22 protein-coding genes are annotated in these 23,555 nt (G+C 72.5%); 15 read left to right on the top strand and 7 right to left on the bottom strand.

The window, feature by feature from the left end:
* On the bottom strand, window positions 1-1,337 hold a 1,337-nt coding region (locus AB0C02_RS01725; protein ID WP_357540026.1), incomplete at its 3' end, for a hypothetical protein.
* Window positions 1,338-1,966: 629 nt separating this feature from the next.
* On the bottom strand, window positions 1,967-2,230 hold the full coding sequence (gene yidD, locus AB0C02_RS01720; protein WP_357540025.1) for a membrane protein insertion efficiency factor YidD: 264 nt from the start codon (window positions 2,228-2,230) through the stop codon (window positions 1,967-1,969).
* A 138-nt stretch (window positions 2,231-2,368) separates the two neighbouring features.
* Here yidD and ssd point away from each other — a divergent pair, with 138 nt between their 5' ends.
* From ssd to AB0C02_RS01685, 7 genes are all read left to right on the top strand, one after another.
* Window positions 2,369-3,472, top strand: a complete 1,104-nt coding sequence (gene ssd / locus AB0C02_RS01715) for a septum site-determining protein Ssd (protein ID WP_357540023.1) — start codon at window positions 2,369-2,371, stop codon at window positions 3,470-3,472.
* Window positions 3,469-4,677: a TadA family conjugal transfer-associated ATPase gene (locus AB0C02_RS01710; RefSeq protein ID WP_357540021.1), complete on the top strand. Its 1,209-nt coding sequence runs from the start codon at window positions 3,469-3,471 to the stop codon at window positions 4,675-4,677. The genes ssd and AB0C02_RS01710 overlap by 4 nt, the downstream gene beginning before the upstream one ends.
* Window positions 4,674-5,690 carry a hypothetical protein gene (locus AB0C02_RS01705; RefSeq protein ID WP_357540019.1) on the top strand — a complete coding sequence of 339 codons (1,017 nt, stop codon included), beginning with the start codon at window positions 4,674-4,676 and terminating at the stop codon, window positions 5,688-5,690. Before AB0C02_RS01710 ends, AB0C02_RS01705 begins: the two co-directional genes overlap by 4 nt.
* Window positions 5,690-6,427 (top strand): type II secretion system F family protein, encoded by a 738-nt coding sequence (locus AB0C02_RS01700; protein WP_357540017.1) that lies wholly within the window; start codon window positions 5,690-5,692, stop codon window positions 6,425-6,427. Before AB0C02_RS01705 ends, AB0C02_RS01700 begins: the two co-directional genes overlap by 1 nt.
* 22 nt (window positions 6,428-6,449) lie before the next feature.
* Window positions 6,450-6,617, top strand: coding sequence for a DUF4244 domain-containing protein (locus AB0C02_RS01695; RefSeq protein ID WP_076470820.1), 168 nt, complete (start codon window positions 6,450-6,452; stop codon window positions 6,615-6,617).
* A 110-nt stretch (window positions 6,618-6,727) separates the two neighbouring features.
* Window positions 6,728-7,045 carry a TadE family type IV pilus minor pilin gene (locus AB0C02_RS01690; protein ID WP_357540976.1) on the top strand — a complete coding sequence of 106 codons (318 nt, stop codon included), beginning with the start codon at window positions 6,728-6,730 and terminating at the stop codon, window positions 7,043-7,045.
* Window positions 7,036-7,407, top strand: a complete 372-nt coding sequence (locus AB0C02_RS01685; protein ID WP_357540015.1) for an Rv3654c family TadE-like protein — start codon at window positions 7,036-7,038, stop codon at window positions 7,405-7,407. The genes AB0C02_RS01690 and AB0C02_RS01685 overlap by 10 nt, the downstream gene beginning before the upstream one ends.
* A gap of 268 nt (window positions 7,408-7,675) precedes the next feature.
* Here the strand turns inward: AB0C02_RS01685 and AB0C02_RS01680 are convergent, their stop codons facing one another.
* The 3 genes from AB0C02_RS01680 to AB0C02_RS01670 all read right to left on the bottom strand — a co-directional run bounded on the left by AB0C02_RS01680 (window position 7,676) and on the right by AB0C02_RS01670 (window position 11,573).
* Window positions 7,676-8,254 carry a hypothetical protein gene (locus AB0C02_RS01680; RefSeq protein WP_357540013.1) on the bottom strand — a complete coding sequence of 193 codons (579 nt, stop codon included), beginning with the start codon at window positions 8,252-8,254 and terminating at the stop codon, window positions 7,676-7,678.
* A gap of 105 nt (window positions 8,255-8,359) precedes the next feature.
* Window positions 8,360-8,815, bottom strand: a complete 456-nt coding sequence (locus tag AB0C02_RS01675; protein WP_357540011.1) for a nitroreductase family deazaflavin-dependent oxidoreductase — start codon at window positions 8,813-8,815, stop codon at window positions 8,360-8,362.
* Between the two features lie 253 nt (window positions 8,816-9,068).
* Window positions 9,069-11,573, bottom strand: coding sequence for a DEAD/DEAH box helicase (locus AB0C02_RS01670; protein WP_357540974.1), 2,505 nt, complete (start codon window positions 11,571-11,573; stop codon window positions 9,069-9,071).
* Window positions 11,574-11,698: 125 nt separating this feature from the next.
* Here AB0C02_RS01670 and AB0C02_RS01665 point away from each other — a divergent pair, with 125 nt between their 5' ends.
* From AB0C02_RS01665 to AB0C02_RS01635, 7 genes are all read left to right on the top strand, one after another.
* Window positions 11,699-12,055 (top strand): STAS domain-containing protein, encoded by a 357-nt coding sequence (locus AB0C02_RS01665; RefSeq protein WP_357540009.1) that lies wholly within the window; start codon window positions 11,699-11,701, stop codon window positions 12,053-12,055.
* Window positions 12,055-12,489, top strand: coding sequence for an ATP-binding protein (locus tag AB0C02_RS01660; RefSeq protein WP_357540007.1), 435 nt, complete (start codon window positions 12,055-12,057; stop codon window positions 12,487-12,489). Before AB0C02_RS01665 ends, AB0C02_RS01660 begins: the two co-directional genes overlap by 1 nt.
* Before the next feature lie 319 nt (window positions 12,490-12,808).
* Window positions 12,809-15,196, top strand: coding sequence for a sodium-translocating pyrophosphatase (locus tag AB0C02_RS01655; protein WP_357540005.1), 2,388 nt, complete (start codon window positions 12,809-12,811; stop codon window positions 15,194-15,196).
* A gap of 100 nt (window positions 15,197-15,296) precedes the next feature.
* A complete protein-coding gene (locus tag AB0C02_RS01650; protein WP_357540003.1) occupies window positions 15,297-15,836 on the top strand; it encodes a hypothetical protein in 540 nt (179 codons plus the stop codon).
* Window positions 15,827-16,432, top strand: a complete 606-nt coding sequence (locus AB0C02_RS01645; RefSeq protein WP_357540001.1) for a hypothetical protein — start codon at window positions 15,827-15,829, stop codon at window positions 16,430-16,432. Before AB0C02_RS01650 ends, AB0C02_RS01645 begins: the two co-directional genes overlap by 10 nt.
* 340 nt (window positions 16,433-16,772) lie before the next feature.
* Window positions 16,773-19,532 (top strand): type I DNA topoisomerase, encoded by a 2,760-nt coding sequence (gene topA, locus AB0C02_RS01640; protein WP_357539999.1) that lies wholly within the window; start codon window positions 16,773-16,775, stop codon window positions 19,530-19,532.
* Window positions 19,533-19,786: 254 nt separating this feature from the next.
* Complete coding sequence (locus AB0C02_RS01635) at window positions 19,787-19,984, top strand: hypothetical protein (RefSeq protein WP_357539997.1); 198 nt, start codon at window positions 19,787-19,789, stop codon at window positions 19,982-19,984.
* Window positions 19,985-20,061: 77 nt separating this feature from the next.
* Here AB0C02_RS01635 and AB0C02_RS01630 read toward each other — a convergent pair whose 3' ends face one another.
* The gene (locus tag AB0C02_RS01630; RefSeq protein ID WP_357539996.1) at window positions 20,062-21,366 is read right to left on the bottom strand and encodes a D-arabinono-1,4-lactone oxidase; all 1,305 of its coding nucleotides are present in this window, start codon (window positions 21,364-21,366) and stop codon (window positions 20,062-20,064) included.
* 225 nt (window positions 21,367-21,591) lie between these two features.
* Here AB0C02_RS01630 and AB0C02_RS01625 point away from each other — a divergent pair, with 225 nt between their 5' ends.
* Window positions 21,592-22,164 (top strand): TetR family transcriptional regulator, encoded by a 573-nt coding sequence (locus AB0C02_RS01625; RefSeq protein WP_357540972.1) that lies wholly within the window; start codon window positions 21,592-21,594, stop codon window positions 22,162-22,164.
* Window positions 22,165-22,236: 72 nt separating this feature from the next.
* Here AB0C02_RS01625 and AB0C02_RS01620 read toward each other — a convergent pair whose 3' ends face one another.
* Complete coding sequence (locus tag AB0C02_RS01620) at window positions 22,237-23,439, bottom strand: amino acid deaminase/aldolase (protein WP_357539994.1); 1,203 nt, start codon at window positions 23,437-23,439, stop codon at window positions 22,237-22,239.
* Between the last annotated feature and the right edge of the window lie 116 nt (window positions 23,440-23,555).

Raw genomic sequence — 23,555 nt, 5'->3', positions numbered from 1 at the left:
ATGTGGGCGCCGGGGAGGCGTATCTCGCCGGTGGCGGTGAACCCGTCGATGCAGAACACGTCCTGGTCGACGGTGAGCCGGTCGGCGCTGAGAGCGACGTCGTCGGGGTTGGTCAGGGTGGCGCCGTTGAAGGCGAGTTGGCTGCCGATGTGGGCGCCGGGGAGGCGTATCTCGCCGGTGGCGGTGAACCCGTCGATGCAGAACACGTCCTGGTCGACGGTGAGCCCGTCGGCGCTGAGAGCGACGTCGTCGGGGTTGGTCAGGGTGGCGCCGTCGAAGGCGAGTTGGCTGCCGATGTGGGCGCCGGGGAGGCGTATCTCGCCGGTGGCGGTGAACCCGTCGATGCAGAACATGCCCTGGTCGACGGTAAGCCCGTCGGCGCTGAGAGCGACGCCGGCGGGGTTGGTCAGGGTGGCGCCGTTGAAGGAGAGTTGGCTGCCGATGTGGGCGCCGGGGAGGCGTATCTCGCCGGTGGCGGTGAACCCGTCGACGCAGGACATGCCCTGGTCGACGGTGAAACGATCGGCGCGGAGAGCGACGCCGTCGGGGTTGGTCAGGGTGGCGCCGTTGAAGGCGAGTTGGCTGCCGATGTGGGCGCCGGGGAGGCGTATCTCGCCGGTGGCGGTGAACCCGTCGATGCAAAACATGTCCTGGTCGACGGTGAGCCCGTCGGCGCTGAGAGCGACGTCGTCGGGGTTGGTCAGGGTGGCGCCGTTGAAGGCGAGTTGGCCGCCGATGTGGGCGCCGGGGAGGCGTATCTCGCCGGTGGCGGTGAACCCGTCGATGCAAAACACGTCCTGGTCGACGGTAAGCCCGTCGGCGCTGAGAGCGACGTCGTCGGGGTTGGTCAGGGTGGCGCCGTCGAAGGTGAGTTGGCCGCTGATGTGGGCGCCGGGGAGGCGGGTTTCGCCACAGCACTTGCTCAGACCGAAGGATACGGAGCCACAGGCTTCCCAGTCGCGTCCGGTCAATCCAGGCAAGCGCGTCTTGTGAAAGGTCGTCGGCCCAGAGGAGCCGCCGGTGAAGTCCGGCGGCGCGTCCACCCAGCAGCGGCTGAGGGCAAGCTCGCACTCGGTCTGCCCACCATCGAGATTCAACTCGCCGACGACCCTGGCGCCCGCCAGCGCGACCCGGGCGACGTAACCTGCCTCCCTGTCCTGCACCCCGAGTAGCAGGCGCGCGATGACCTCACCGCGCACTTGGCGATCCTCCGACCAGGTGTCGGGTTCGAAGTCCTCCGCCGTGGGATCGCCATCCCCCAGATTCACCACCGCGCCTCGGGGGAACGCGTCCCACAGCTTAAGCTCAGCCTCGTTGAGCAGGTCCGATCGCTGCATAACGATCCTCTCTGGACAAAACCGCGAACCGGCTCCGCGATGCCATCGCGGCAGCTTTGCCGAAGTCAGCTTGATGTCATCGGACGAGAACGTGCTGGTGGACGATCTCGTCGGCCGACCCGTCAGCCCGGATGTATAGGCGCACGGCAGTTGGCCCCGGGATGTCGCTTGCGCCGACATGCATCCCTGTCTACGGCACCGTGACAACGTTGGGTCGCATGCCCTTGGCGGTGGTTTCGACCGCCACGATCCGCCCGTCGATGGGTCGGTCCCCGAACCAAGCTTTTGCTGCCGGCATTCATTCATCATCCCGACCGGTGCAAGGCCGACGTTGCGACCCTCAGCAGACGCTACGACTCCTGCCGGAAGCGCCGGGAAAGCAAGATGCCTCACCGGCCATCACCCGTCGGCCACGTCAGCAGTACGTCAGCAAACGCCTTGCTGCACGACCGGTGAGGGTGGGATGGAGTGGCGCGGGCGCTATGTCGAGCACATCGGATGGCAGCCGCTGACATCGGTCGACAGCCGCAACCAGACACCCCCCGACGGGGGTCGTCCCTATCTGGGAGCGCTACCCCGCCCCAGAGGCCGCGAGCGTGGCCCATCACCCGCTGCTCCAGGGGCCGGGGCTAGTCACCGGGCAGGGGGTCGGGAGTGCCCCAGGCGACGTTTGTCCGGCAACGCCACAGCCGGCCGCACATCAGCGCCACAGCACGCCAGAAGCCAAACCGTTCGAAGGCCAAGGCCGCGTACGCGCTGCAGCTCGGGGTGAAGGGGCAGCGGGCCGGTAGGTGGGCCGAGACCTCGGTCTGGTACCGGCGGATGAGGCGGATGCCACCCGCACAGCCTGCCGTGAAGGTCGCCGCCTTCGGCGGCTCGTGGGGCGGTCCCATAGCAGATCACCTCGCTCGCCGTGGCCTGTCCACAGGGCACGCCGTTGTCCACAGGAGAGCATCCGGCGAGGGTTGCGATCCGGTCCGTCCCGGCAGGCTTCCCGGCGGTACGTCCGAGTCTGACCGCTGGAGGCCGCCATGCCGTCCCGTACCCCGCTTCCGCCACGACCCCGCCTACCCCTGCTGGTCACCGCCGACGGTGACCTCCTCGACGAGTTGCTCCGGCTCGCCGCGGCGGGCGGCACCGAGGTCGAACTGGCCGCCGATCCGGCCGCCGCCCGGGCCCGTTGGGCACCGGCCCCGCTGGTGCTCGTCGGCGCCGACCAGGCGCAGGCCTGCCTGCGGGCCCGGCTGCCGCGGCGGCCACGGACGGTGCTGGTCGGCCGCTCCGGACACCTCGACCCGGGTACGCAGGTCGCCGAGCTGATCGGCGCCGAGCACGTTGCGACGCTGCCCGCCGCGGAGCCGTGGCTGGTCGACCGGTTCGCCGAGTGCGCGGGTGACCGGTCCGGCTCCGGCGCGGCGCGGGTCGTGGCGGTGCTCGGCGGACGTGGCGGCGCCGGGGCCAGCGTGCTGGCCGGCGGGCTCGCCGTGACCGCGGCCCGGGCCCGGCTGCGTACCCTGCTGGTCGACGCCGACCCGCTCGGCGGCGGTCTCGACCTGGTGCTCGGCTGGGAGCAGCTGGAAGGGCTGCGCTGGCCGGGCCTGACCGACACCGACGGGCGGATCGACCCGCCGTCGCTCGTCCGGGCACTGCCCAGCCGGGGCGACCTGGTCGTGCTCTCCTGGGACCGGGGTGACCTGCTGCACCTGCCGGCCGAGGCGATGGCCGCCACCGTCGACGCCGCCCGTCGGGGTCGCGACATCGTGGTCCTCGACCTGCCGCGCTACCTGGACGACGCGGCCGTCGTCGCGTTGCAGGCCGCCGACCGGGCGCTGATGGTCGTACCGGCCGAGTTGCGGGCCACCGCAGCCGCCGCCCGGGTGGTGGCGGTCGCCGCCCCGCACTGCGCCGACCTGGCGGTGATCGTGCGCGGGCCGGCCCCGGGTCGGCTCAAGGCCGGCGAGGTGGCCCGGGCGCTCGGCCTGCCGCTTGCCGGCACGCTGCGCCCCGAGCCGGAAATAGGCCGAGGCCTGGAGCGGGGCGAGGCACCCGCCGCCGCCGGAAAGGGCCCGCTCGCCGCGCTCTGCCAGCGGATCATCGACGAGCTGACGGGCACGGCGACGCGGGGCGCGGCGTGACCGGACCGGCCGACTCGAAAGAGCTGGCCGTCCGAGTCCGGCAGCGCTTCGCGGAGGCGGCCACCCCGGTAACCCCCGCTGCCATCGTCTCCGCCGTACGCGCCGAGCCGGGCCCCGTGCTCGGGGACACCGCCCTGCTGCGCATCGCCGACCGGGTGCACGACGACCTCGTCGGCGCCGGCCCGCTCGCTCCGCTACTGGCGGACCCGCAGGTCACTGACGTGTTGGTGAACGGCACCCGGGTGTGGGTCGACCGGGGACGGGGGCTGCACCAGGTGGCGGTGCCGCTCGGCACGGTCGACGACGTACGCCGGCTGGCGCAGCGGCTCACCGCAGCCGCCGGACGGCGACTCGACGACGCCTCCCCGTACGCCGATGCCCGGCTCCCCGACGGCACCCGGCTGCACGCCGTGCTGCCGCCGGTGGCGATCGACGGGCCGTACCTGTCGCTGCGCACCTTCCGGCAGCGGCCGTTCACCCTTGACGAGCTGGTACGTCAGGGCACGGTCCCCCGGCCGGTGGCGCCGCTGCTGGCCGCCGTCGTGGCGGCCCGGCTGGCCTACCTGGTGACCGGTGGCACCGGTTCCGGAAAGACCACCCTGCTCAACACGCTGCTCGGGCTGGTGCCCGGGACCGAACGGATCGTGCTCGTCGAGGACGCCTCCGAACTCCGTCCCGTGCACCCGCACGTGATCGGCCTGCAGGCGCGCACGTCCAACGTGGAGGGAGTCGGCGCTGTCGGGCTGAGCGACCTGGTCCGGCAGGCGCTGCGGATGCGACCGGACCGGCTGGTGGTGGGCGAATGCCGGGGCGCGGAGGTGGTCGACCTGCTCGCCGCGCTCAACACCGGCCACGACGGTGGCGCCGGGACGCTGCACGCCAACGCCGCGACGGACGTACCGGCCCGATTGGAGGCGCTCGGGCTGCTCGGCGGTCTACCCCGGGCCGCCCTGCACGCCCAGGTCGTTGCGGCGCTCCAGGTGCTGCTGCAGATGCGGCGCACCGCCGAGGGGCGAGTGTTGGAGTCGGTCAGCCTGTTGCTCCCCGACGGGCCGGACCGCCTGGTCACCGTGGTGCCCGCCTGGCTACGCGGGCGCGGGATCGGCCTCGCCGCCCGGCCGTTGGGCGCGCTGCTGCGGGAGCGGGATGCGCCCGTACCGCCCATCCTCTGCGCGGCCTGGCCGGGGTCGGCGGGCCCGTCGTGACCGTCCAGGGCTGGCTGGTGACCGTGCTCCTGGTCGCCGCCGCAGCGGTGGTGGCCTGGCCGGTGCGGGCCGGCCGAGCCCGGCAGCGTGCCGTCCTCAGAGCGGAACACCGGGACCCGGTGCCGTCGGGAGGCCTCGCCCACCGGCGTCTGACCGACGAGGGCGCGCAGCTCCGCCAGGGTACGGGCATCGGCGGCGAAGCCGGGACGACGGCTCGTGGCGGATGCCGTGTGGCACCCGCCGTGGCGGACCGGCCGCTGCCGACCCGCCCACCCGGGCGGCACGACGGCAGCCACCCCGCGCGCGCACCGGTCGCCGGGCGGCGACCCCGCGCCGCCCTGTCGAACGCCCCGACCTCGGCCGGTGCCCTGGCGACTCTCCCGGCGGGCCGCACCGCCGGCCCAGGACAGTTGCCGGAGTGGGTCGTGGCCCTGGCAACCCGGCGCGGTCTGCTGATGCTGGTGCTCGGCGGGACGGGCACCGTACTGGGCGGGCCGGTGGCGGCGGCCGTGCTGGCCGCCTACGGGGGGCTCACGGCCCGGGCGGTCCGGCGTCGCCGGGCCCGTCAACTGGCCGACCGGGCGCGCCGCCATGAGCTGGATCAGCTCAGCGACCTCGCCGCCGACCTGCGGGCCGGGCTGCCGATCGGGGGTGCGGTCGTCGACGGGCCACACCGGACAGCCCGGTTGGCCCGGGCTGCCGTACGACTGGCCGACCGTACCGGGGCGCCTCTGGCCGAGCTGCTCGAACGGGTGGAGGCCGACGCTCGTGCCGCCGACCGCGGTCTCGCCGCGGCTGACGCGCAGGCCGCCGGGTCGCGGGCGACCGCATGGCTGCTCGCCGCGCTGCCGCTCGGCGGCATCGGTCTCGGTTACACGATCGGGGTGGACCCGGTCGCCGTGCTGCTGCACACGACCATCGGCGGTGGCAGCGCGCTGGCGGCGGTTGCGTTGCAGATCGGTGGGCTGCTCTGGGCCGAACGGCTCGGCGCGGCGCCGGGACGGGACCGCTGATGTCCCGGCAGGTGATGGCTGCGGGCTGTCTCGCCGGGGCGGCGCTGCTGCTGGCCGCCGCCGGTGGGCCGGCCGTCCGTCCTGGGCGACGTCTTCGCCTGCTCATCCGACCGGCGGTGGCGGGGCGGACCAGGCCACCGTGGTGGCCGGATCGGATCCGGCTCGGCGCGGGCCTGGCCGGGGTGGCGGTGCTGGTCGTGGTCGGCGGCTGGGCCGGCCTAACCGTAGGCGTGCTGGCCGGTCTGGCCGCCGACCGCCTGCTGCGCCGGATCGAGCCGCGCGCCGTCCGCGACCGGCGGCTCCGGGAGATTGCCGAGCTGCCCCTCGCCGCCGATCTGCTGGCTGCCGCGCTCCGGGCGGGTGCGCCGGTCGACCGTTCTGTGCTGGCGGTCGCTGAGACGCTCGGTGGACCACTCGCCGACCGGCTCGGACGGGTGGGCCGGACGCTGGAGCTCGGCGGCACAGCGGCGGAGGCGTGGGCCCACCTGAATCCCGTGACCGGGGCCGACCGCCTGGTCACCGCCGCGATCCGGTCGTCCAACAGCGGTACGGCGCTGGCCGGCGCGCTCACCCGGCTGGCCGACGACCTGCGGTCCGACCGGGGCATCGCGGCCGAGGCCGCGACCCGGCGAGCGGGCGTCCTGATCGTGCTGCCGCTCGGGCTCTGTTTCCTGCCCGCCTTCATTCTCGCCGGCCTGGTGCCGGTGATCGTCGCCGTCCTCGGCGACCTGCTGTGAACCCACGAGAAAGGAGTACGACATGCGCAAACTTCTCGCCCGTCTGCGGGGTGACGCCGGGATGAACACCGCCGAGTACGCCGTCGGCACCCTCGCCGCGGTGGCCTTCGCGGGCATCCTGCTGAAGGTGCTCACCTCCGGCAACGTGCAGTCCGCGCTCACCGCCGTGATCGACCGGGCGCTCAAGTGACCGGGCGCCGGCGGGCCGACCGTCGCCGGTGCGGTCCGGCCCCGACGGCGCCGCAGCGGGCCGGAACGCCTGCGTGGGGTGCCGGGGAGCGGGGCTCGTTCACCGCCGAGCTGGCGGCCGGCCTGCCGGCGCTCGTCCTGCTGCTGCTCGTCGGCCTCACCGCAGTCGAGGCGGTGACCACGCGGGCCGGATGCCTGGACGCGGCTCGGGAGGCGGCGCTCGCCGCCTCGCGGGGTGACCCGGGCTCGGCGGCCGGTGCCCAGCACGCCCCGGCCGGTGCCGACGTCACGGTCACCGTCTCCGGCGACCGGGTCACCGCGACCGTCCGGGCTCCGGTCCGCACGCTCGGCGGGCGGCTGCCCCGGATCACTGTGTCGGCCACCGCGGTCGCGGCCGTCGAACCGGGTACGCCGGGACCATGGCCGTGAGCAACGATGCCGCCCCGCGGGCCGACCGGGGCGGGGCGACCATTCTTGTGCTCGCGGTGGGTCTCGTGTTCGTGCTGGTCGGGCTCTTCGGCGCGGCGCTCGGCTCGGCCCGGTTGGCGCGGCAGCAGGCCCGGAACGCGGCGGACTTCGGGGCCCTGGCGGGCGCCGGCCGAGCGCTCGAAAGCGACAGCGTCGCGTGCGGCCGGGCCGACGAGCTGGTACGGGCCAACGGCGGCCGGTTGGTGGCCTGCCGGCTCGACGGGCTCGACGTTGTGGTCACGGCCGAGGTCGGGGTCACACCGTTGCCCGGTCTGGTACGCACCGCGACCGCGACGTCCCGGGCCGGCCCGGTCCGCGGCTGACCGCCGTCGACCGCCTTCGCGGGGGATCGGGCGCTCACCCTGCGCGTGGTGTCGATCGACCCGAGGCCGACGTACGACGGGTGGATCTGGTTGGCCGGATACGTCCTCGACAAGCGCGACGAGGCGACCGACAGGCGTGAGGTGTTCGTGATGAAGGCCGGGCTGCGCGTCGCCCCGGCGTCCGACATCGGACAACCGGGGCGTCAGAACCGTGCCACGTCGCGCGTACCGGCCCAACAGGCGTTGCCGGGCACCCCCCCGGGACGGCTCAGCGGCCTTGGAGCGCGTCGAGTGCGACCGCCATGGCGATGACCAGCCGTCGGTCGATCTGCGGGTGCTGGATCTCGACGAGGTACCGATCGCGCAGGCCCCACTTCTTCACGACCGAAAATACCGGCTGACCGTCGGCCACGAAATCGAAGTGGTAGGGCAGCCACGAGAGCGAGTCGACGAACCGGCGCAGCAGCGCCACCGGCATGCTGCGCTCCTGCCCGGTGACCTGCGGAAGGCCAGCCTGCTCGACGTGCCAGGTGGAGCGCAGCAACGACTGGGCGAAGTCCTTGCGGAACAGGCCGATCGGGGCACCGGCGTGGTCGGTCACGTCGTACGTGGCACCGAGGTCGATCACCTGACGGGCCTTGAAACCGAGCAGTGGGCTCTGCTTGGAATCGTCGGTGTAGATGGTCACCTGCTCCTTGAAGGCGAGCCGCTTCTGCTGCGCGAACGCGAGCAACGCGCCCTCGGAGCCGTCCGGCGCCACCGCGTGGACCTCGTACTGGTTGACCATCATCCGGATCCGCTGACGGATGAGGAACTGGTGCTGGGTTTGCAAGCTGTCGAGCTGCATAGGTCTCCTTCAACGCGCGAACGCCGGAGTCTCGCACAGCGCGACTCTCGGCGTCCGCCCGCCGGTCCCACCGGGGACAGGCCATGACCTCGACGAGGCCGCTCCTCAGCCGGCCGGCGTGTCCCCGCCGATCGGTTCGAGCACGATGACCGGGATCTGACGGTCGGTCTTGCGTTGGTAGTCGGCATAGTCCGGGTACGCGCCGACCGCCCGGCGCCACCAGATGGCCTTCTCGTCCCCGAAGACCTCACGTGCCCGGTACTCCCCGGTCACCGCGCCGTCCTGAAGCTCGATGACCGGCTCGGCGACCAGGCTGGCGTACCACTGTGGATTGGTCGGCGCACCACCCTGAGACGCGACAGCCGCGTAGTGCCCCTCGTTTTCGACCCGCATCACCGGCGTCTTGCGAATCTTGCCGGTCTTGGCGCCCCGGTAGGTCATCAGCACAATGGGTCGGCCACCGATCGTGATGCCGTCGGTCGTGCCGGTTTGCGAGATCTTCTCGACGTGCTCGCGGACCCACCCCGACGCACTCGGTTCGTATTCACCAGTCAATGCCATGCCCTGATACTGCCCGGCCGGTGGCGCCTCCGCGTCGAGACACGGCCGGCGCTGACCCGGCACGGCGGCACCGGGTCGCTGGAGCCGGACGCCTGTGGGTGCATCTGTTGCCGCCCGGGCGACAACAGTTGCACCCACAGCGGATGCCTCGTCGCCGGTGGCGCCGGCTCGCCCCGCCAGGGCGCTTCACGAGCCAGAACCCAGGCCGCCGGGCGAGAACCCAGGCCGCCGGGCGAGGCGACCCGGGACCAGGTCAGGCGATCTCTGGCGTGGTGCCCTCGGAGACCGAGCGCTCCGGCGACCGCTCATCCTGCCGAGGCACGGCCGCCCCCATTTCGCCCCGAATCTCACCAGCCGCCGCCCTCGGCAGCACCGGGCCGCGATACGTGCCGGCCTCACCCGGAGCTGGCGGTACCTCACCAGCCGTCGCCAGGTTGGCGAGGACGACGTCGAGCACCCGGACGGCGTCCGGCTTGGAAAGCGGGTTGTTGCCGTTACCGCACTTCGGGGACTGGACGCAGGACGGGCAGCCCGACTCGCAGCCGCATTCGGCGATCGCGTCGCGGGTGGCGCGCAGCCACGCCGCCGCTGTCCCGTACGCCCGCTCGGCGAAGCCGGCGCCGCCGGGATGGCCGTCGTACACGAAGACGGTGGGCGCCTCGGTGTCCGGGTGGACGGCGGTCGACAGGCCGCCGATGTCCCAGCGATCGCAGGTCGCCATCAGCGGCAGCAGGCCGATCGCGGCGTGCTCGGCGGCGTGCAGCGCGCCCGGCACATCGGCGGGCTCCACCCCGGCGAGGGCCAGGGAGCCCGGCGAGAGGGTGAACCAGACGGCGACGGTACGCAGTTCGCGGACCGGCAGGTCCAGCGGCCGGGTGTCGATCACCTCGCCGGTGGCGATCCGCCGCCGCTGGTACGACACCACCTGGCTGGTCACGTCCACCTCGCCGAGGAAGAGCCCGACCGGCCCGGCGTCCACGTACGACCGGACCGACACCACGGACAGTGAGGTGACGTCTCGGGCGTGGGTGGACCAGTCCGGCTCCTCGGCGTGCACCAGCGCGCACCCGTCGGCCAGGTCGAGCGAGTCGACCACGTACGAGACGCCCTGGTGCAGGTAGACCGCGCCGGGGTGGAGGAGGAAGTGCGAGGACCCGCCGTCGACGGTGCCGAGCAGGCGGCCGGTGGAGCCCTCGACCACGCAGACCGGGCCCCCGTCCTCGCCGCGCAGGTCGACCTCGGGGCGTTCCCGGTGCCGCCAGTACCAGCCGGTGGGCCGCTGCCGCAGGGCGCCGGTCTCGACCAGGGAGTCGACCGCCTCCTTCGCCCCCTCCCCGAACAGTTCCAGGTCGGCCGGGGTGAGTGGGGCCTCGAACGCGGCGCAGGCGAGCTGCGGGGCGAGCACGTACGGGTTGGCCGGGTCGAGCACTGTCGCTTCGACGGGCCGCCCGAACAACGCCTCAGGGTGGTGCACCAGGTAGGTGTCGAGCGGGTCGTCCCGGGCCACCAGCACCGCGAGGGCCTCGTCGCCGGAGCGACCGGCCCGGCCCGCCTGCTGCCAGAGCGACGCCCGGGTGCCGGGCCAGCCGCAGATCAGCACCGCGTCCAGCCCGACCAGGTCGACGCCGAGTTCGAGCGCGTTGGTGGAGGCGAGCCCGAGCAGGTCGCCGTGCAGCAGCGCGCGTTCCAGCTCGCGCCGCTCCTCCCGCAGGTAGCCGGCCCGGTAGGCGGCCACCCGGTCACCCAGACCGGGCACCGCCTCGTCCAGCGCGCGTCGGGCGTTCGCGGCGACCACCTCGGCGCCGCGCCGGGATCGGACGAAGGCGAGCGTGCGGACGCCCGCGACGACGCTGTCGGCTAGCAGGTCGGCGGTCTCCCGCAGCGCCGACCGGCGGACCGGCGCGAGGTCCGCGGTCTCCTCGACCGCCGAGGAGGGGGGCAGCAGCGGCGGCTCCCAGAGCGCGAAGGTCACCCCGCCGCGCGGCGAGGTGTCCTCGGTGACGGCTGCGACCGGCAGGCCGGTGAGCCGCCCCGCCGCCGTCGCCGGGTCGCCCGACGTCGCCGAGGCCAGCAAGAACACCGGGGTACGACCGAAGCGGGCGCACTGTCGGCGCAGCCGGCGCAGCACGTGCGCCACGTGCGAGCCGAACACGCCCCGGTAGGTGTGGCACTCGTCGATCACCACGTACGCGAGGCGGCGCAGGAACCCGGACCAGTGCGCGTGCCCGGGCAGGATGCCGTGGTGCAGCATGTCCGGGTTGGTCAGCACGAACCGGGAGTGCCGGCGGATCCACTCCCGCTCGGCGCGCGGGGTGTCGCCGTCGTAGCAGGCCGGGCGTACCCCTTCGAGATCCAGGTCGGCGACGGCGCGCAACTGGTCGGCGGCGAGCGCCTTGGTCGGGGCCAGGTAGAGCACGGTGGCGCGCGGGTCGGCGAGCAGCGTGGCCAGCGCCGGCAGCTGGTACGCCAGGGACTTGCCGGACGCCGTCCCGGTGGCCACCACCAGGTGCTGCCCGGCGTACGCCAGCTCGGCGGCCTCGGCCTGGTGCCGCCACGGGGCGACCACGCCGCGCCGGGCGAACGCCGCCCGCAGTTCCTCCGGCACCCACGCCGGCCATGGCGCCGGCTCGCCGACGCGGGCTGGCACCCGTTCGACGTGGGTGACCGGGTCGCCCGCGTGCCGGGCGCGCAGCCGACGCAGCAGCTCGGCCGGCGGCAGACGCGCCGAGCTGAAGCTGTTGGAGGTCACGTCCTGCACCTTCGGAAGCACGATCGGGGAGATGAAACGCGGGGGGCCTGGGTAAGGGAGAGCGTCGGCCGGTGACGGTGGGGTGTTCCGGCAAAGATGGTTAGATGCCCAGGAGAGTTTACCGAGGAGGGCCGATGGAGCTGTCGCTGGCGACCCGCACCGTGGGGGAGCACACGGTGCTCGAGGTCGGCGGTGAGGTGGATGTGTACACCGCGCCACGCCTGCGGGAACGGCTCCTCGAACTGATCGACGGTGGTGCCCGCCGGGTCGTGGTCGACCTGGGTCGGGTGGACTTCCTCGACTCGACCGGTCTCGGCGTGTTGGTGGGCGCTTTGAAGCGGCTCCGCTCGGTCGCTGGCTCCTTCGCCCTGGTCTGCGACAAGGAGCCGCTGCTCAAGATCTTCCGGATTACCGCCCTGGACCAGGTCTTTCCGCTGCATCCCACGGTCGACGCGGCGGTCAGCGCCGACCCGACCGGCACCGGCGCGTGATGGCGACGGTCAAGCTCTCCTTCTCGCCGGCGCCGGTGCACGTCCGCACCGCCCGCCTGGTCGGTGTCGCGGTGGCCCGGCGGGCCGGCGTACGCGAGGACCTGCTCGACGAGGTGCGCCTGGCGATCGGTGAGGCGTGCACCCGGGCGGTCGCCCTGCACCGGCAGTACGGGCTGTCCGACCCGGTGTTGGTGGAGATGTCCGACAACGGCGCGTACGCGGTGCGGGTGGTGGACCGTGCCCCGATCGAGGCGGGCCTCGGTCTCGCCGCCCTGCCCCCGGACGAGCTGGCCAAGGAGTCGCTCAGCGAGGACGCGCTGACCACCGGCGTCGGCTTCGCCCTGCTCGCCGGATTCGTCGAGGACCTTCAGGTGCGCCCGGTCGAGGAGGGCCTCGGCACCGAGGTTCGGATGGTGTGGCCGGTAGGCCGCTGACCTGATTTTTCGTCGCGAGGCCGCGTTCCCGACCGGGGAGCGTGGCCTTGTCGTGCTGCCCGGGCCATATATCAGAAATTCTCGCGTAACACAGCGACGAAGATCATCGGCATAGGGTGCCCCCTGGGTGTGACCCGCAACACGCCCGAGGGCTACAGTACGCGGGTTGTCAGCAAGTGATCCGTCCCGCAGCCAGCGGGTATGGGTGTTCATCGCTGGTCCGCCGGGGTGGGTTGGCGCTCGCTTGCGATTCCGCATCCAGGCGTCGGTCCGTGCGTCTCCACCGATCGGCGCGAGTGTTCGGTACAGGAGGACATAGATGTCCGGGACCTTGGCCGCCGACGGCGGCGCTCTGTCCCTTACCGGAGCCAACATGACGTACGTCGTCATCGCCGCGGTCATCGCGTTGGTGGCGCTCGTCTTCGCCGCCACCTTGACCAAGGCGGTGCTGGCAGCCGGTACGGGCACCAAGAACATGCAGGAGATCTCCGGGGCCGTGCAGGAGGGCGCCTCGGCGTACCTGCTCCGGCAGTTCCGCACCCTGGCGATCTTCGTGGTCATCGCCGTCGTGCTGCTGTTCCTGCTGCCGGTGCACGACACCGACGGCAACCAGACCCTGGTGAAGATCGGCCGCTCGGCGTTCTTCGTGGTGGGCGCCGGGTTCAGCGCGTTCATCGGCGGCGCCGGCATGTGGCTGGCCACCCGCGCCAACCTGCGGGTCGCCGCGGCGGCCCGGGAGAGGGAAGGCGGGCGCGAGGGCGCCATGAAGATCGCCTTCCGGACCGGTGGCGTGGTCGGCTTCCTCACCGTCGGCCTCGGCCTCTTCGGCGCCGCGCTGGTCGTCATCCTCTACAAGGGCGACGCCCCGACCGTGCTGGAGGGCTTCGGCTTCGGCGCCGCGCTGCTGGCCATGTTCATGCGGGTCGGCGGCGGCATCTTCACCAAGGCGGCCGACGTCGGCGCCGACCTGGTCGGCAAGGTCGAGCAGGGCATCCCGGAGGACGATCCGCGCAACGCGGCCACCATCGCCGACAACGTGGGCGACAACGTGGGTGACTGCGCCGGTATGGCCGCCGACCTCTTCGAGTCGTACGCGGTCACCCTGGTCGCCGCGTTGATCCTCGGCCGCGCCGCGTTCGGCAACGACGGTCTGGTCCTGCCGCTGATCATCTCCACCATCGGTGTGCTGGTGGCGATCGTCGGCGTCTTCATCACCCGGCTGCGCGCGTCCGACCGCAACGGGCTGACCGCGATCAACCGGGCCTTCTACCTGTCCGCCCTGGTCTCCGCGGTGCTGGTGGCGATCGCCGCGTACATCTACCTGAAGCCGACCTGGGCGGACCTGCTCGGCGACAACTGGCGCGAGCGGCTCACCGTCACCGACGGCGAGCCGCCGTTCGGTCCCCGTGGACTGGCCATCGGCGCGGTGGTGATCGGTATTGTGCTGGCCGCCGCGATCCAGGCGCTCACCGGCTACTTCACCGAGACCGACCGGCGCCCGGTGCAGGACATCGGCAAGAGCTCGCAGACCGGCCCGGCCACCGTCATTCTCGCCGGCATCGGCGTCGGCCTGGAGTCGGCGGTCTACTCGGCGCTGCTGATCGGCGCCGGCGTCTTCGGCGCGTTCCTGCTCGGCGGCAGCTCCATCACCCTGTCGCTGTTCGCGGTCGCGCTGGCCGGCACCGGCCTGCTCACCACCGTCGGCGTGATCGTCGCGATGGACACCTTCGGCCCGATCTCCGACAACGCCCAGGGCGTGGCCGAGATGTCCGGCGACATCGACGAGCACGGCGCGCGGACGCTCACCGAGCTGGACGCGGTCGGCAACACCACCAAGGCGATCACCAAGGGCATCGCGATCGCCACCGCCGTCCTGGCCGCGACCGCGCTGTTCGGCTCGTACACCGACACGCTGAAGACCGCGTTCGGCGACGCGAAGGTGGACAACGTCGAGGCGGCGATCACCGACCTGCTCAACGTGTCCAACCCGCGCAACCTCGTCGGTCTGATCGTCGGCGCGGCGGTGGTCTTCCTCTTCTCCGGCCTGGCCATCAACGCGGTCTCCCGCTCGGCCGGCGCCGTGGTGATGGAGGTACGCCGGCAGTTCCGCGAGCTGCCCGGCATCATGGACCGCACCCAGCGCCCCGAGTACGGCAAGGTCGTCGACATCTGCACCCGGGACGCCCAGCGTGAGCTGATGACCCCCGGCCTGCTGGCCATCATGGCGCCGATCGCGGTCGGGTTCGGACTCGGCCCGGGCGCGCTGGCGTCGTACCTGGCCGGCGCGATTGGGGCGGGCACGCTGATGGCGGTCTTCCTGGCCAACTCCGGTGGTGCCTGGGACAACGCCAAGAAGCTGGTGGAGGACGGCGCGTACGGCGGCAAGGGCTCCGAGTCGCACTCCGCGACCGTCATCGGTGACACCGTCGGCGACCCGTTCAAGGACACCGCCGGTCCGGCGATCAACCCGCTGATCAAGGTGATGAACCTGGTCTCGCTGCTGATCGCGCCGGCCGTGGTGGCCTGGAGCGTGGGCGAGGACAAGAACAACGCCCTGCGGATCGTGGTCGCCGTGGTGGCCGCGCTGGTGATCGTGGCAGCCGTGGCGTTCAGCAAGCGCAAGGGCGTCGCCATGGGCGACTCCGACCGCGGCGACGACACCGGCGCCGGCAGGCCGGAGGAGCGGGTGGAGGCGGTCGGCGCCTGAGCTGAGCTGGGCGACGGTTCCCGGTCGGTGTCCCTGCCGACCGGGAACCGGGCCATCCGGTGGTCCCGGCCCGAAACCGGAAGGTCGTACGCTGCAACGCATGCGTACCCGCCGGGCGGCCATCGCCGGAAAGCTCACGGTGGTCCTGGCCACGCTCAGCCTCGTCGTCGCCGGGTGCGGCGGCCCCAGCCCCCGGGCCTGGGCCGCGTCGGTCTGCCAGGCGCTCACCCCGTGGCGCGCGGAGATCAACAAGCTGACCAGCAGCACCCAGCAGCAGATGACCGCGCAGACCACCCCGGCGCAGGCCAAGGAGAACCTGGTCCGGCTCTTCGCCGGGGCCGAGGAGGCCAGCGAGACCGCGCGGCGCGAGGTCGAGCAGGCCGGCGTGCCGGAGACCGACCACGGCGAGGAGATCTCCGCCGGGTTCCGCGCCTCGCTGAGCAAGATGCGGGACGCGTACGGCCGGGCCCGGGAGGCCATCGACCGGCTGGAAACCGCGCAGGCCGACCCCTTCTACGACGGGGTGCGGGCCGCGGTGGACATCCTCAACAAGGACTACGACGCGAGCGCGCTGGACACCAGCAAGCTCAACTCGCCAGAGCTCAAAGAGGCCTTCGACGAGGTCCCGGAGTGTCGCTGACGCCGCCATCTTCGTACCCGGTTCGCCAGCCCTCGCTGTTCTCCACCGAGGCGGCGGATCCGTCGCTGGCGGACCTGGCCGGCCTGCTCGCCGGGCCGGGGGAGGTGGTCCGGATGGGTGGTACGGCCCGGCTCGCCGTGGTGGTGGGGGCCGCCTGGCGGGTGCACGTGCTGGTGGCCGAGCTGGGCGCGCGGGGCGTGGCGGCGAGCTGGGAGCCGACCGGGGACGGCCGGCATCTGGTCCGCACCGCGTACGCGACCACGCTGGCGCCGCTCGCCACCGCCTGGCTGCGCGGCACGGCGAAGCAGGCCCCGGCCGGCTTCCACCTCGACGGGCGCCGGTTGCGGCTCTGGCTGGCCGCCGCCGGGGTGGTCGACCCGGCCGGCGTCCAGCTCGGCCTCGGCCCCGCCGACGAGGAGGGCAGATCGCGGGTACGTGCCGCGCTCGCCGCGGTGGGGCTGCCGGCGGCGTTCGTGGAGCCGGACGCGGGCGGCCCCGCGTACCGGGTCACCGGGCGGCGGGTGGCCCGGCTGGCCGAGCTGGTGGGTGACCGCCCCAAGGCCGCACCGACGGCCGAGTGGCCGGGGGCGGGATGACGGCAACCCCGGCGGGTGTCCGATCTTGGACAACTTACCGACGGTTTGCCCAGGAACGGAGCGCTGTCTGCCCGCCTGGGCGTGCGTGATCGTCACAGTGACCCGCCCGACGCCCTACCCACGGTGTACGGTGACGCCGTCCGGCGGGTGCCGCCGCCAGCCGGACGACGGTCCGCCGAACCGGACCGTTTGCCGCCCACGGAACCCGAAGCGTGGAAGGCGCGTTACGTTGGACATCCGGACCGCCGGTGGTCCGGCTGGTGCAACACTGCCCGAAACGGGCAGTAGGTTGAGTCGGCCCGGGCATGGGCCGGACGCAGGAGTGAGGTCGGAGAGAACCGTGCCGAGCAACGCTGGAACCACCCGTCTGGTCATCGTCGAGTCACCGGCGAAGGCCAAGACGATCTCGGGCTATCTGGGCCCGGGGTACGTCGTGGAAGCCAGCTTCGGCCACGTCCGGGACCTGCCTCGCAACGCGGCCGACGTGCCGGCCAAATACAAGGGCGAGCCGTGGGCGCGGCTCGGCGTCGACGTCGACAACGGCTTCCACGCGCTCTACGTGGTCTCGCCGGACCGCAAGGCGCAGATCAGCAAGCTGACCAAGCTGGCCAAGGAGGTCGACGAGATCCTCCTGGCGACGGACGAGGACCGCGAGGGCGAGGCGATCGCCTGGCACCTGGTGGAGACGCTCAAGCCCAAGGTGCCGGTCAAGCGGATGGTCTTCCACGAGATCACCAAGCCGGCCATCCAGGCCGCGGTGGCCAACCCGCGGGAGATCGACCGGGACCTGGTCGATGCCCAGGAGGCCCGGCGCATCCTCGACCGGCTCTACGGCTACGAGGTCTCCCCGGTGCTGTGGAAGAAGGTCATGCCGAAGCTCTCGGCGGGCCGGGTGCAGTCCGTGGCGACCCGGATCGTGGTCGAGCGCGAGCGGCAGCGGATGGCCTTCCGCACCGCCGAATACTGGGACATTCTGGCGACCCTCGCGGTGGTGAATCCCGGCGACGGGCCGCGCGGCTTCAACGCCACGCTGATCGCGTTGAACGGCGACCGGATCGCCACCGGCAAGGACTTCGAGCCGACCACGGGTCGGGTTCGCGCCGGCGCGGGCGTGGTCCACCTCGATGAGGGCGGGGCCCGAGGCCTGGCCGCCCGGCTGGAGGGCCGCCCGTTCACGGTCACCCGGGTCGAGGAGAAGCCCTACCGCCGCCGCCCGTACGCGCCGTTCATCACCTCCACGCTCCAGCAGGAGGCGGCCCGCAAGCTGCGGCTCTCGTCGCAGCAGACGATGCGTACCGCGCAGCGGCTGTACGAGAACGGCTACATCACCTATATGCGTACCGACTCGGTGAACCTGTCGGAGACCGCCATCGCGGCGGCCCGCCGGCAGATCGTCGAGCTGTACGGCGAGCGCAGCGTGCCGCCGGAGCCGCGCCGCTACACCGGCAAGGTGAAGAACGCTCAGGAGGCGCACGAGGCGATCCGCCCGGCGGGGGACAACTTCCGCACCCCGGGCGACGTGGCCAAGGAGCTGTCGGCCGAGGAGTACAAGCTCTACGAGCTGATCTGGCGGCGGACCATCGCCTCGCAGATGACCGACGCGGTCGGCTCCAGCGTCTCGGTGCGCATCCGGGCGCTCTCCACCGCCCAGGAGGAGGCCGACTTCGGGGCGACCGGCAAGACCATCACCGACCCGGGCTTCCTGCGCGCGTACGTCGAGTCCAGCGACGACGAGAACGCCGAGGCCGAGGACGCCGAGCGGCGGCTGCCCACCCTGGTCAAGGACCAGACGCTGACCGCCGACGAGCTGGCCGCGCAGGGCCACCACACCCAGCCGCCCGCCCGCTACACCGAGGCGTCGCTGGTCAAGGCGCTCGAAGAGCTGGGCATCGGCCGCCCGTCGACGTACGCGTCGATCATGCAGACCATCCAGGACCGTGGGTACGTCGTCAAGCGCGGCCAGGCGATGATCCCGTCGTTCCTGGCGTTCGCGGTGATCGGGTTGATGGAGCGGCACTACCCGCGCCTGATCGACTACGACTTCACCGCCAGCATGGAGAACGAGCTGGACGAGATCGCCGGCGGCGACCACGCGGCGGTCGACTTCCTGACCTCGTTCTACTTCGGCAGCGCCAACGGCACCGGCGACCAGGCGATCGCGCACGCCGGCGGCCTCAAGAAGCTGGTCACCGAGAACCTGAGCGACATCGACGCGCGCAGCGTCAACTCGATCCCGCTCTTCACCGACGACGAGGGGCGCGAGGTCGTCGTCCGGGTCGGCCGGTACGGGCCGTACCTCCAGCGGGCGCTGCCGGGCGAGCAGCCGGCTCCCGCCGCGGAGGGCGAGGAGGGCGGTGCCCAGGGCGACCGGGCGCCGATCCCGGAGGGGCTGGCACCGGACGAGCTGACCCCGGAGAAGGTGCACGAGCTGTTCCTCGGCGGCGGGGGCGAGCGCAAGCTCGGTGACGACCCGGCCACCGGCGAGCCGATCGTGCTCAAGTCCGGCCGGTTCGGCCCGTACGTGGCCAGCGGGGAGCGCAAGTCCTCGCTGCTGCGCTCGCAGTCCCCGGACTCGCTGACCTTCGAGGAAGCGCTGAAGCTGCTCAGCCTGCCCCGGCTGGTCGGGGTGGCGCCGGACGGGGTCGAGGTGTTCGCCAACAACGGCCGCTACGGCCCGTACGTCAAGCGCGGTGACGAGTTCCGCTCGCTGGACTCGGAAGAGAAGATGTTCAACGTCACCCTGGACGAGGCGCTCGCGCTGCTGGCCGCCCCGAAGACCCGCCAGCGCCGGGCCGCCGCGCCGCCGCTGCGGGAGATGGGCGCCGACCCGCAGACCGAGAAGCCGCTGGTCGTCAAGGACGGCCGGTTCGGGCCGTACGTCACCGACGGGGAGACCAACGCGTCGCTGCGGCGCGGGCAGACGCCGGAGGCGCTGACCCTGGAGGAAGCGTCCGAGATGCTCGCCGAAAAGCGGGCGAAGGGCCCCGCCCCGAAGAAGAAGGCCGCCGCCAAGAAGGCCACCCCCGCCAAAAAAACCACGGCAAAGAAGACCCCGGCGAAAAAGGCCGCCCCGAAGAAGGCATCCACCTCCAAGGAGTGACAGCTAGGGACAAAAGAGATCTTGGAAGGAAATGGCCCGGAGGGGCCGAAACCTTCCAAGATCTTGGATGCCGCGCCTCCGTCGGCGCAGGTTGATTTGGCCACCGTCACGGACGCGGCCGGCGGCGCGCATTCCCTCGGCGAGCTCGACTTCTCGACGTTGGTCCGCCGAGCAGGGTTGCCCGAGCCGACTCGACAGAAGGTTCGACAGGATTCCGCCGGCCGGCGCCGGTACCTCGACGCCTACTTCCACGAGTGGCGGGTGCACGTGGAGACGATGGCAGCCAGCACCTGGACCCGGCCCACGCCTGGGCGGACATGAAGCGCCAGAACGACCTCTGGGTCGAGGGCGATCGGGTCCTACGCTTCCCGACCTGGGCGCTGCGCGCCCACCCGGACGAGGTCGTCGCCCAACTCCGCGCCGCGCTCCGCGCAGCCGGCTGGCCTGGCTGAGCGGTGACGAGCCGAGATCTTGGAAGCCTTGTGCCCCTACAGGGGCCGTTTCCTTCCAAGACCCGCGCGGTCGGCGGTCAGTCGCCGAGGACCTGACTTAGGTAGGGGTTGGTGAAGACTCGCTCTGGGTCTAGGCGGTTGCGGACGGTTAGGAAGTCGCTGAACTTCGGGTACGCGGGGGCGAGCGACGCCGCGTCCCGGTAGTGCAGCTTGCCCCAGTGCGGTCGGCCGCCCAGCTCTGTGGCCACCTTCTCGAAGGCCCGGAAGTAGGGCTCGAAGGGCATGCCCACGTACTGGTGGATGGCGAGGTAGACCGAGTCCCGCCCGTATCCGTGGGAGAGCCAGATGTCGTCGGCGGCGCTGAACCGCACCTCGACCGGGAAGAGCACCTTGAACGGCAGCCCGTCCACGATCCGGCGGAGCGCGTCGAGCGCGGTGGGCAGGACGGCGCGGGGAAGGGCGTACTCCATCTCCACGAAGCGGACCCGGCGCGGGGTGCAGAAGACCCGGTCGGAGCGGCCGGTGTAGGTGCGTTCGGTGAGCGCCCGGGCGGAGACCGCACTGATCCCCGGTACGAGCGCCGGCGCGGCCCGGCCCAGCCGGCAGGCGCCGGCGAAGACGGTGTTGGCCAGGAACTCGTCGTCCAGCCAGCCACGCCAGCGGGGCAGCGGCCGGTCGTCGGCGGGTACCCGGTCGTTGGTCTTGACCTGCACCCGGGCGGTGTACGGGAACCAGTAGAACTCGACGTGGTCGTGCTGCTCGACGAGCCCGGGCAGGTCGGCGAGCACGTCGGAGAGGGACGCCGGCCGCTCGTGCGCGCGGAGCACGAAGGCGTCGACGCAGCGCAGGGTTACCTCGACCAGCACCCCGACCGCGCCGATCCCGACCCGGGCCGCGGCGAAGACGTCCCGGTGCGCGTCGGCGGAGCAGTGCAGCACGTCCCCGGTGCCGGTGACCAGGGTCAGCGCGGTCACGAAGGTGGACAGACAGCCGAGTCTCGCGCCGGTGCCGTGGGTGCCGGTGGAGAGCGCCCCGGCCACGGTCTGGGCGTCGATGTCACCAAGGTTGGGCAGGGCCAGCCGGTGGGTGGCGAGCAGTTCGTTGAGCGCGTGCAGGGTCATCCCGGCCGGCACGGTGACCAGCCGGCGGGCAGGGTCCACGGTGACGCCGGTGGCCAGGCCGGACAGGTCGAGCCGGTGCCCGTCGGTCAGGGCCGCCCCGGTGAACGAGTGCCCGCTGCCGACCGCCCGGATCGTCGCGCCGGCGTCGGCGGCGACCCGGACGGCCTCGACGACGCCGTCGACGGTTCGGGGGCGCGCCACGAGAATAGCGGTGCTGCGCTGGTTGCCGGCCCAGTTGGACCAGGCGGGCGTACCGGCCATCTACGCTCCTCAACATGAATACGAACTGAATTCATATCAGGAACGTTGTGCCTGGTAAATACCGCAATCGGGGCACGCTCGTTGTACCGGTAGTCACAGTCTGGTGACTTGGAGATATGTTCATCCGTCGAAGGGGGGTGGCGCCGAGTGTCCACACCAGCCGCCACGACCGGGCCGCTGCGCCGCGTACCGGTGCAGGGTCGAAGTGTCGCGCGGGTCCAGCGGATGCTGGACGCCTGCGCCGAGCTCGTCGACGAAGTGGGGTACGAGGGGCTGACCACGACTCTGCTCGCCGAGCGTGCCGAGGTGGCGATCGGGTCGGTCTACCAGTTCTTTCCGGACAAGCGGGCGATCGTGCAGGCGTTGACCCTGCGCACCATGGAGTCATACCTCCAGCGGCTCGACGAGCGGTTCGGCTCCGACGACCTGACCCACTGGTGGGACGGCGTCGACGCGGCGATCGACGAGTACATCACGATGCACCGCAACGTGCCGGGATTCCGTACCCTCCACTTCGGCGACGTGGTCGACCTGCACCTGCTCGACGAGCAACGCGACAACAACGGTGTGATCGCTGATCAGCTCGCCCGGGTGCTCACCGAACGGTTCGGCCTGGCCGACGTGCCCGACCTCCGGTTCCATCTGGAGATCGCGGTGGAGGCGGCCGACGCCCTGATCAAGCTGGCGTTCCGTCGCCGGCCCGAGGGCGACGAGCGGGTGCTGCTGGAGGCGAAGGCGCTGATCCGGGAGTACCTGCACCGGCAGGTCGACGCCCGGACCGAGGCCCAGTCGGCCTGACTCGGCGCAGGCCGGCCAGCGGCGGGTTCCCGAGGTACGCCGGGACCCGCCGTCATCCTTTCCGGCTCCCGCCTAGAGGAACGCCTGACCCTCGCCCCGGTAGGTGGGCACCGTGACGACCACCTCGTCGCCGTCGATCAGGTGCAGTTCGTTGACCCGTTCGCAGAGTTCGCCGGCCTTGGCGTGGCGGAACCAGACCCGGTCACCCACCCGGAGGGTCGTCGCGACCGCCCCCGCGACCGGGGTCTGCACCTCGCCGGCGCCCTCGGACCCGAGCAGCTTGAGGCCTGTCGGCAGCCACGGCCGCGGTAGCCGGCTCTCGCCGGCCGAGCCCGAGGCGATCCAACCGCCTCCGAGCACGGTGGCCAGCCCGGGCGCCGGCCGGCGGACCACCGCGCAGGCGAAGAACGCCGCCGGGGTGGGGCGCCAGGCCCGGTACGCGTCGAACAGCGTCGGCCCGTACAGCCCCGAACCCGCGGTGACCTCGGTGACCGTGGGATCGGCGCTGGTGGTGGCCACGCTGCCGGTGCCTCCGCCGTTGACGAACTCCAGGTCGGCATGCTCGCGTACGACGGCGACCGCCGCCGCCCGCCGATCCAGCAGTTCCCGGTACGACCCGCGCTGGGCGACCCGGATCGCCGCACCGCGTACCGCCTGCCCGGGCGGCGCGTCGCCGAGTCCGGCGATCTGCGCCTCGTACGACATCAGGCCGACCAGCCGGAAGCCCGGCCGGCCGGCGACGGCGGTGGCGAACGCGCCGGCCGCCCGGGCGCTGTGCACCGGGGAGCGGCGGACGCCCACGTGCACCCGGCCGCCCAGCGGTCGCCAGGAGGCGTCCAGGTCGAGGCAGAGCCGTAGTGGCGGCCGACGTCCGGGCGGGCACACCTCGTCGACCAGGTCGAGTTGGCCGGGGTCGTCGACCATCAGCGTCACCGCGGCGGCGAGCGCCGGGTCGGCGGCCAGTTCGGCGAGCGCCCCCCGGTCGGCGGTGGGATACGCGACCAGCACGTCGTCGCTGACGCCGGTGCGGGCCAGCCAGATGGCCTCGGGCAGGGTGAACGCCATCACGCCCCGCCAGCCGGGCCGGGCCAGCACCCGGCTGAGCAGGTCCCGGGCGCGGACCGACTTGCTGGCGACCCGGAGCGGCTTGTCGGCGGCGCGGCTGACCAGTGCGTCCGCGTTGGCGTCGAAGGCGCCGAGATCGACCACGGCGTACGGCGGGTCGAGGTGTGCGGTCGCACGATCGAGGCGATCGCGAAGTTTGTCACGGTCCACGTATGCACGCTAACTGTCTGGGCGTCGATGCGAAATACCCTCGCGTCTGTCCGGGCTGCGGTCGGTGGCACCGGCGGCCTAGGCTCGGCGAGCAGGCGAATGTCGCTCCGGGGACG

The organism is Micromonospora sp. NPDC048999 (genome assembly GCF_040649295.1).
Classification (GTDB): Bacteria; Actinomycetota; Actinomycetes; order Mycobacteriales; family Micromonosporaceae; genus Micromonospora.
This window is presented reverse-complemented; position numbering and strand designations above follow the sequence as displayed.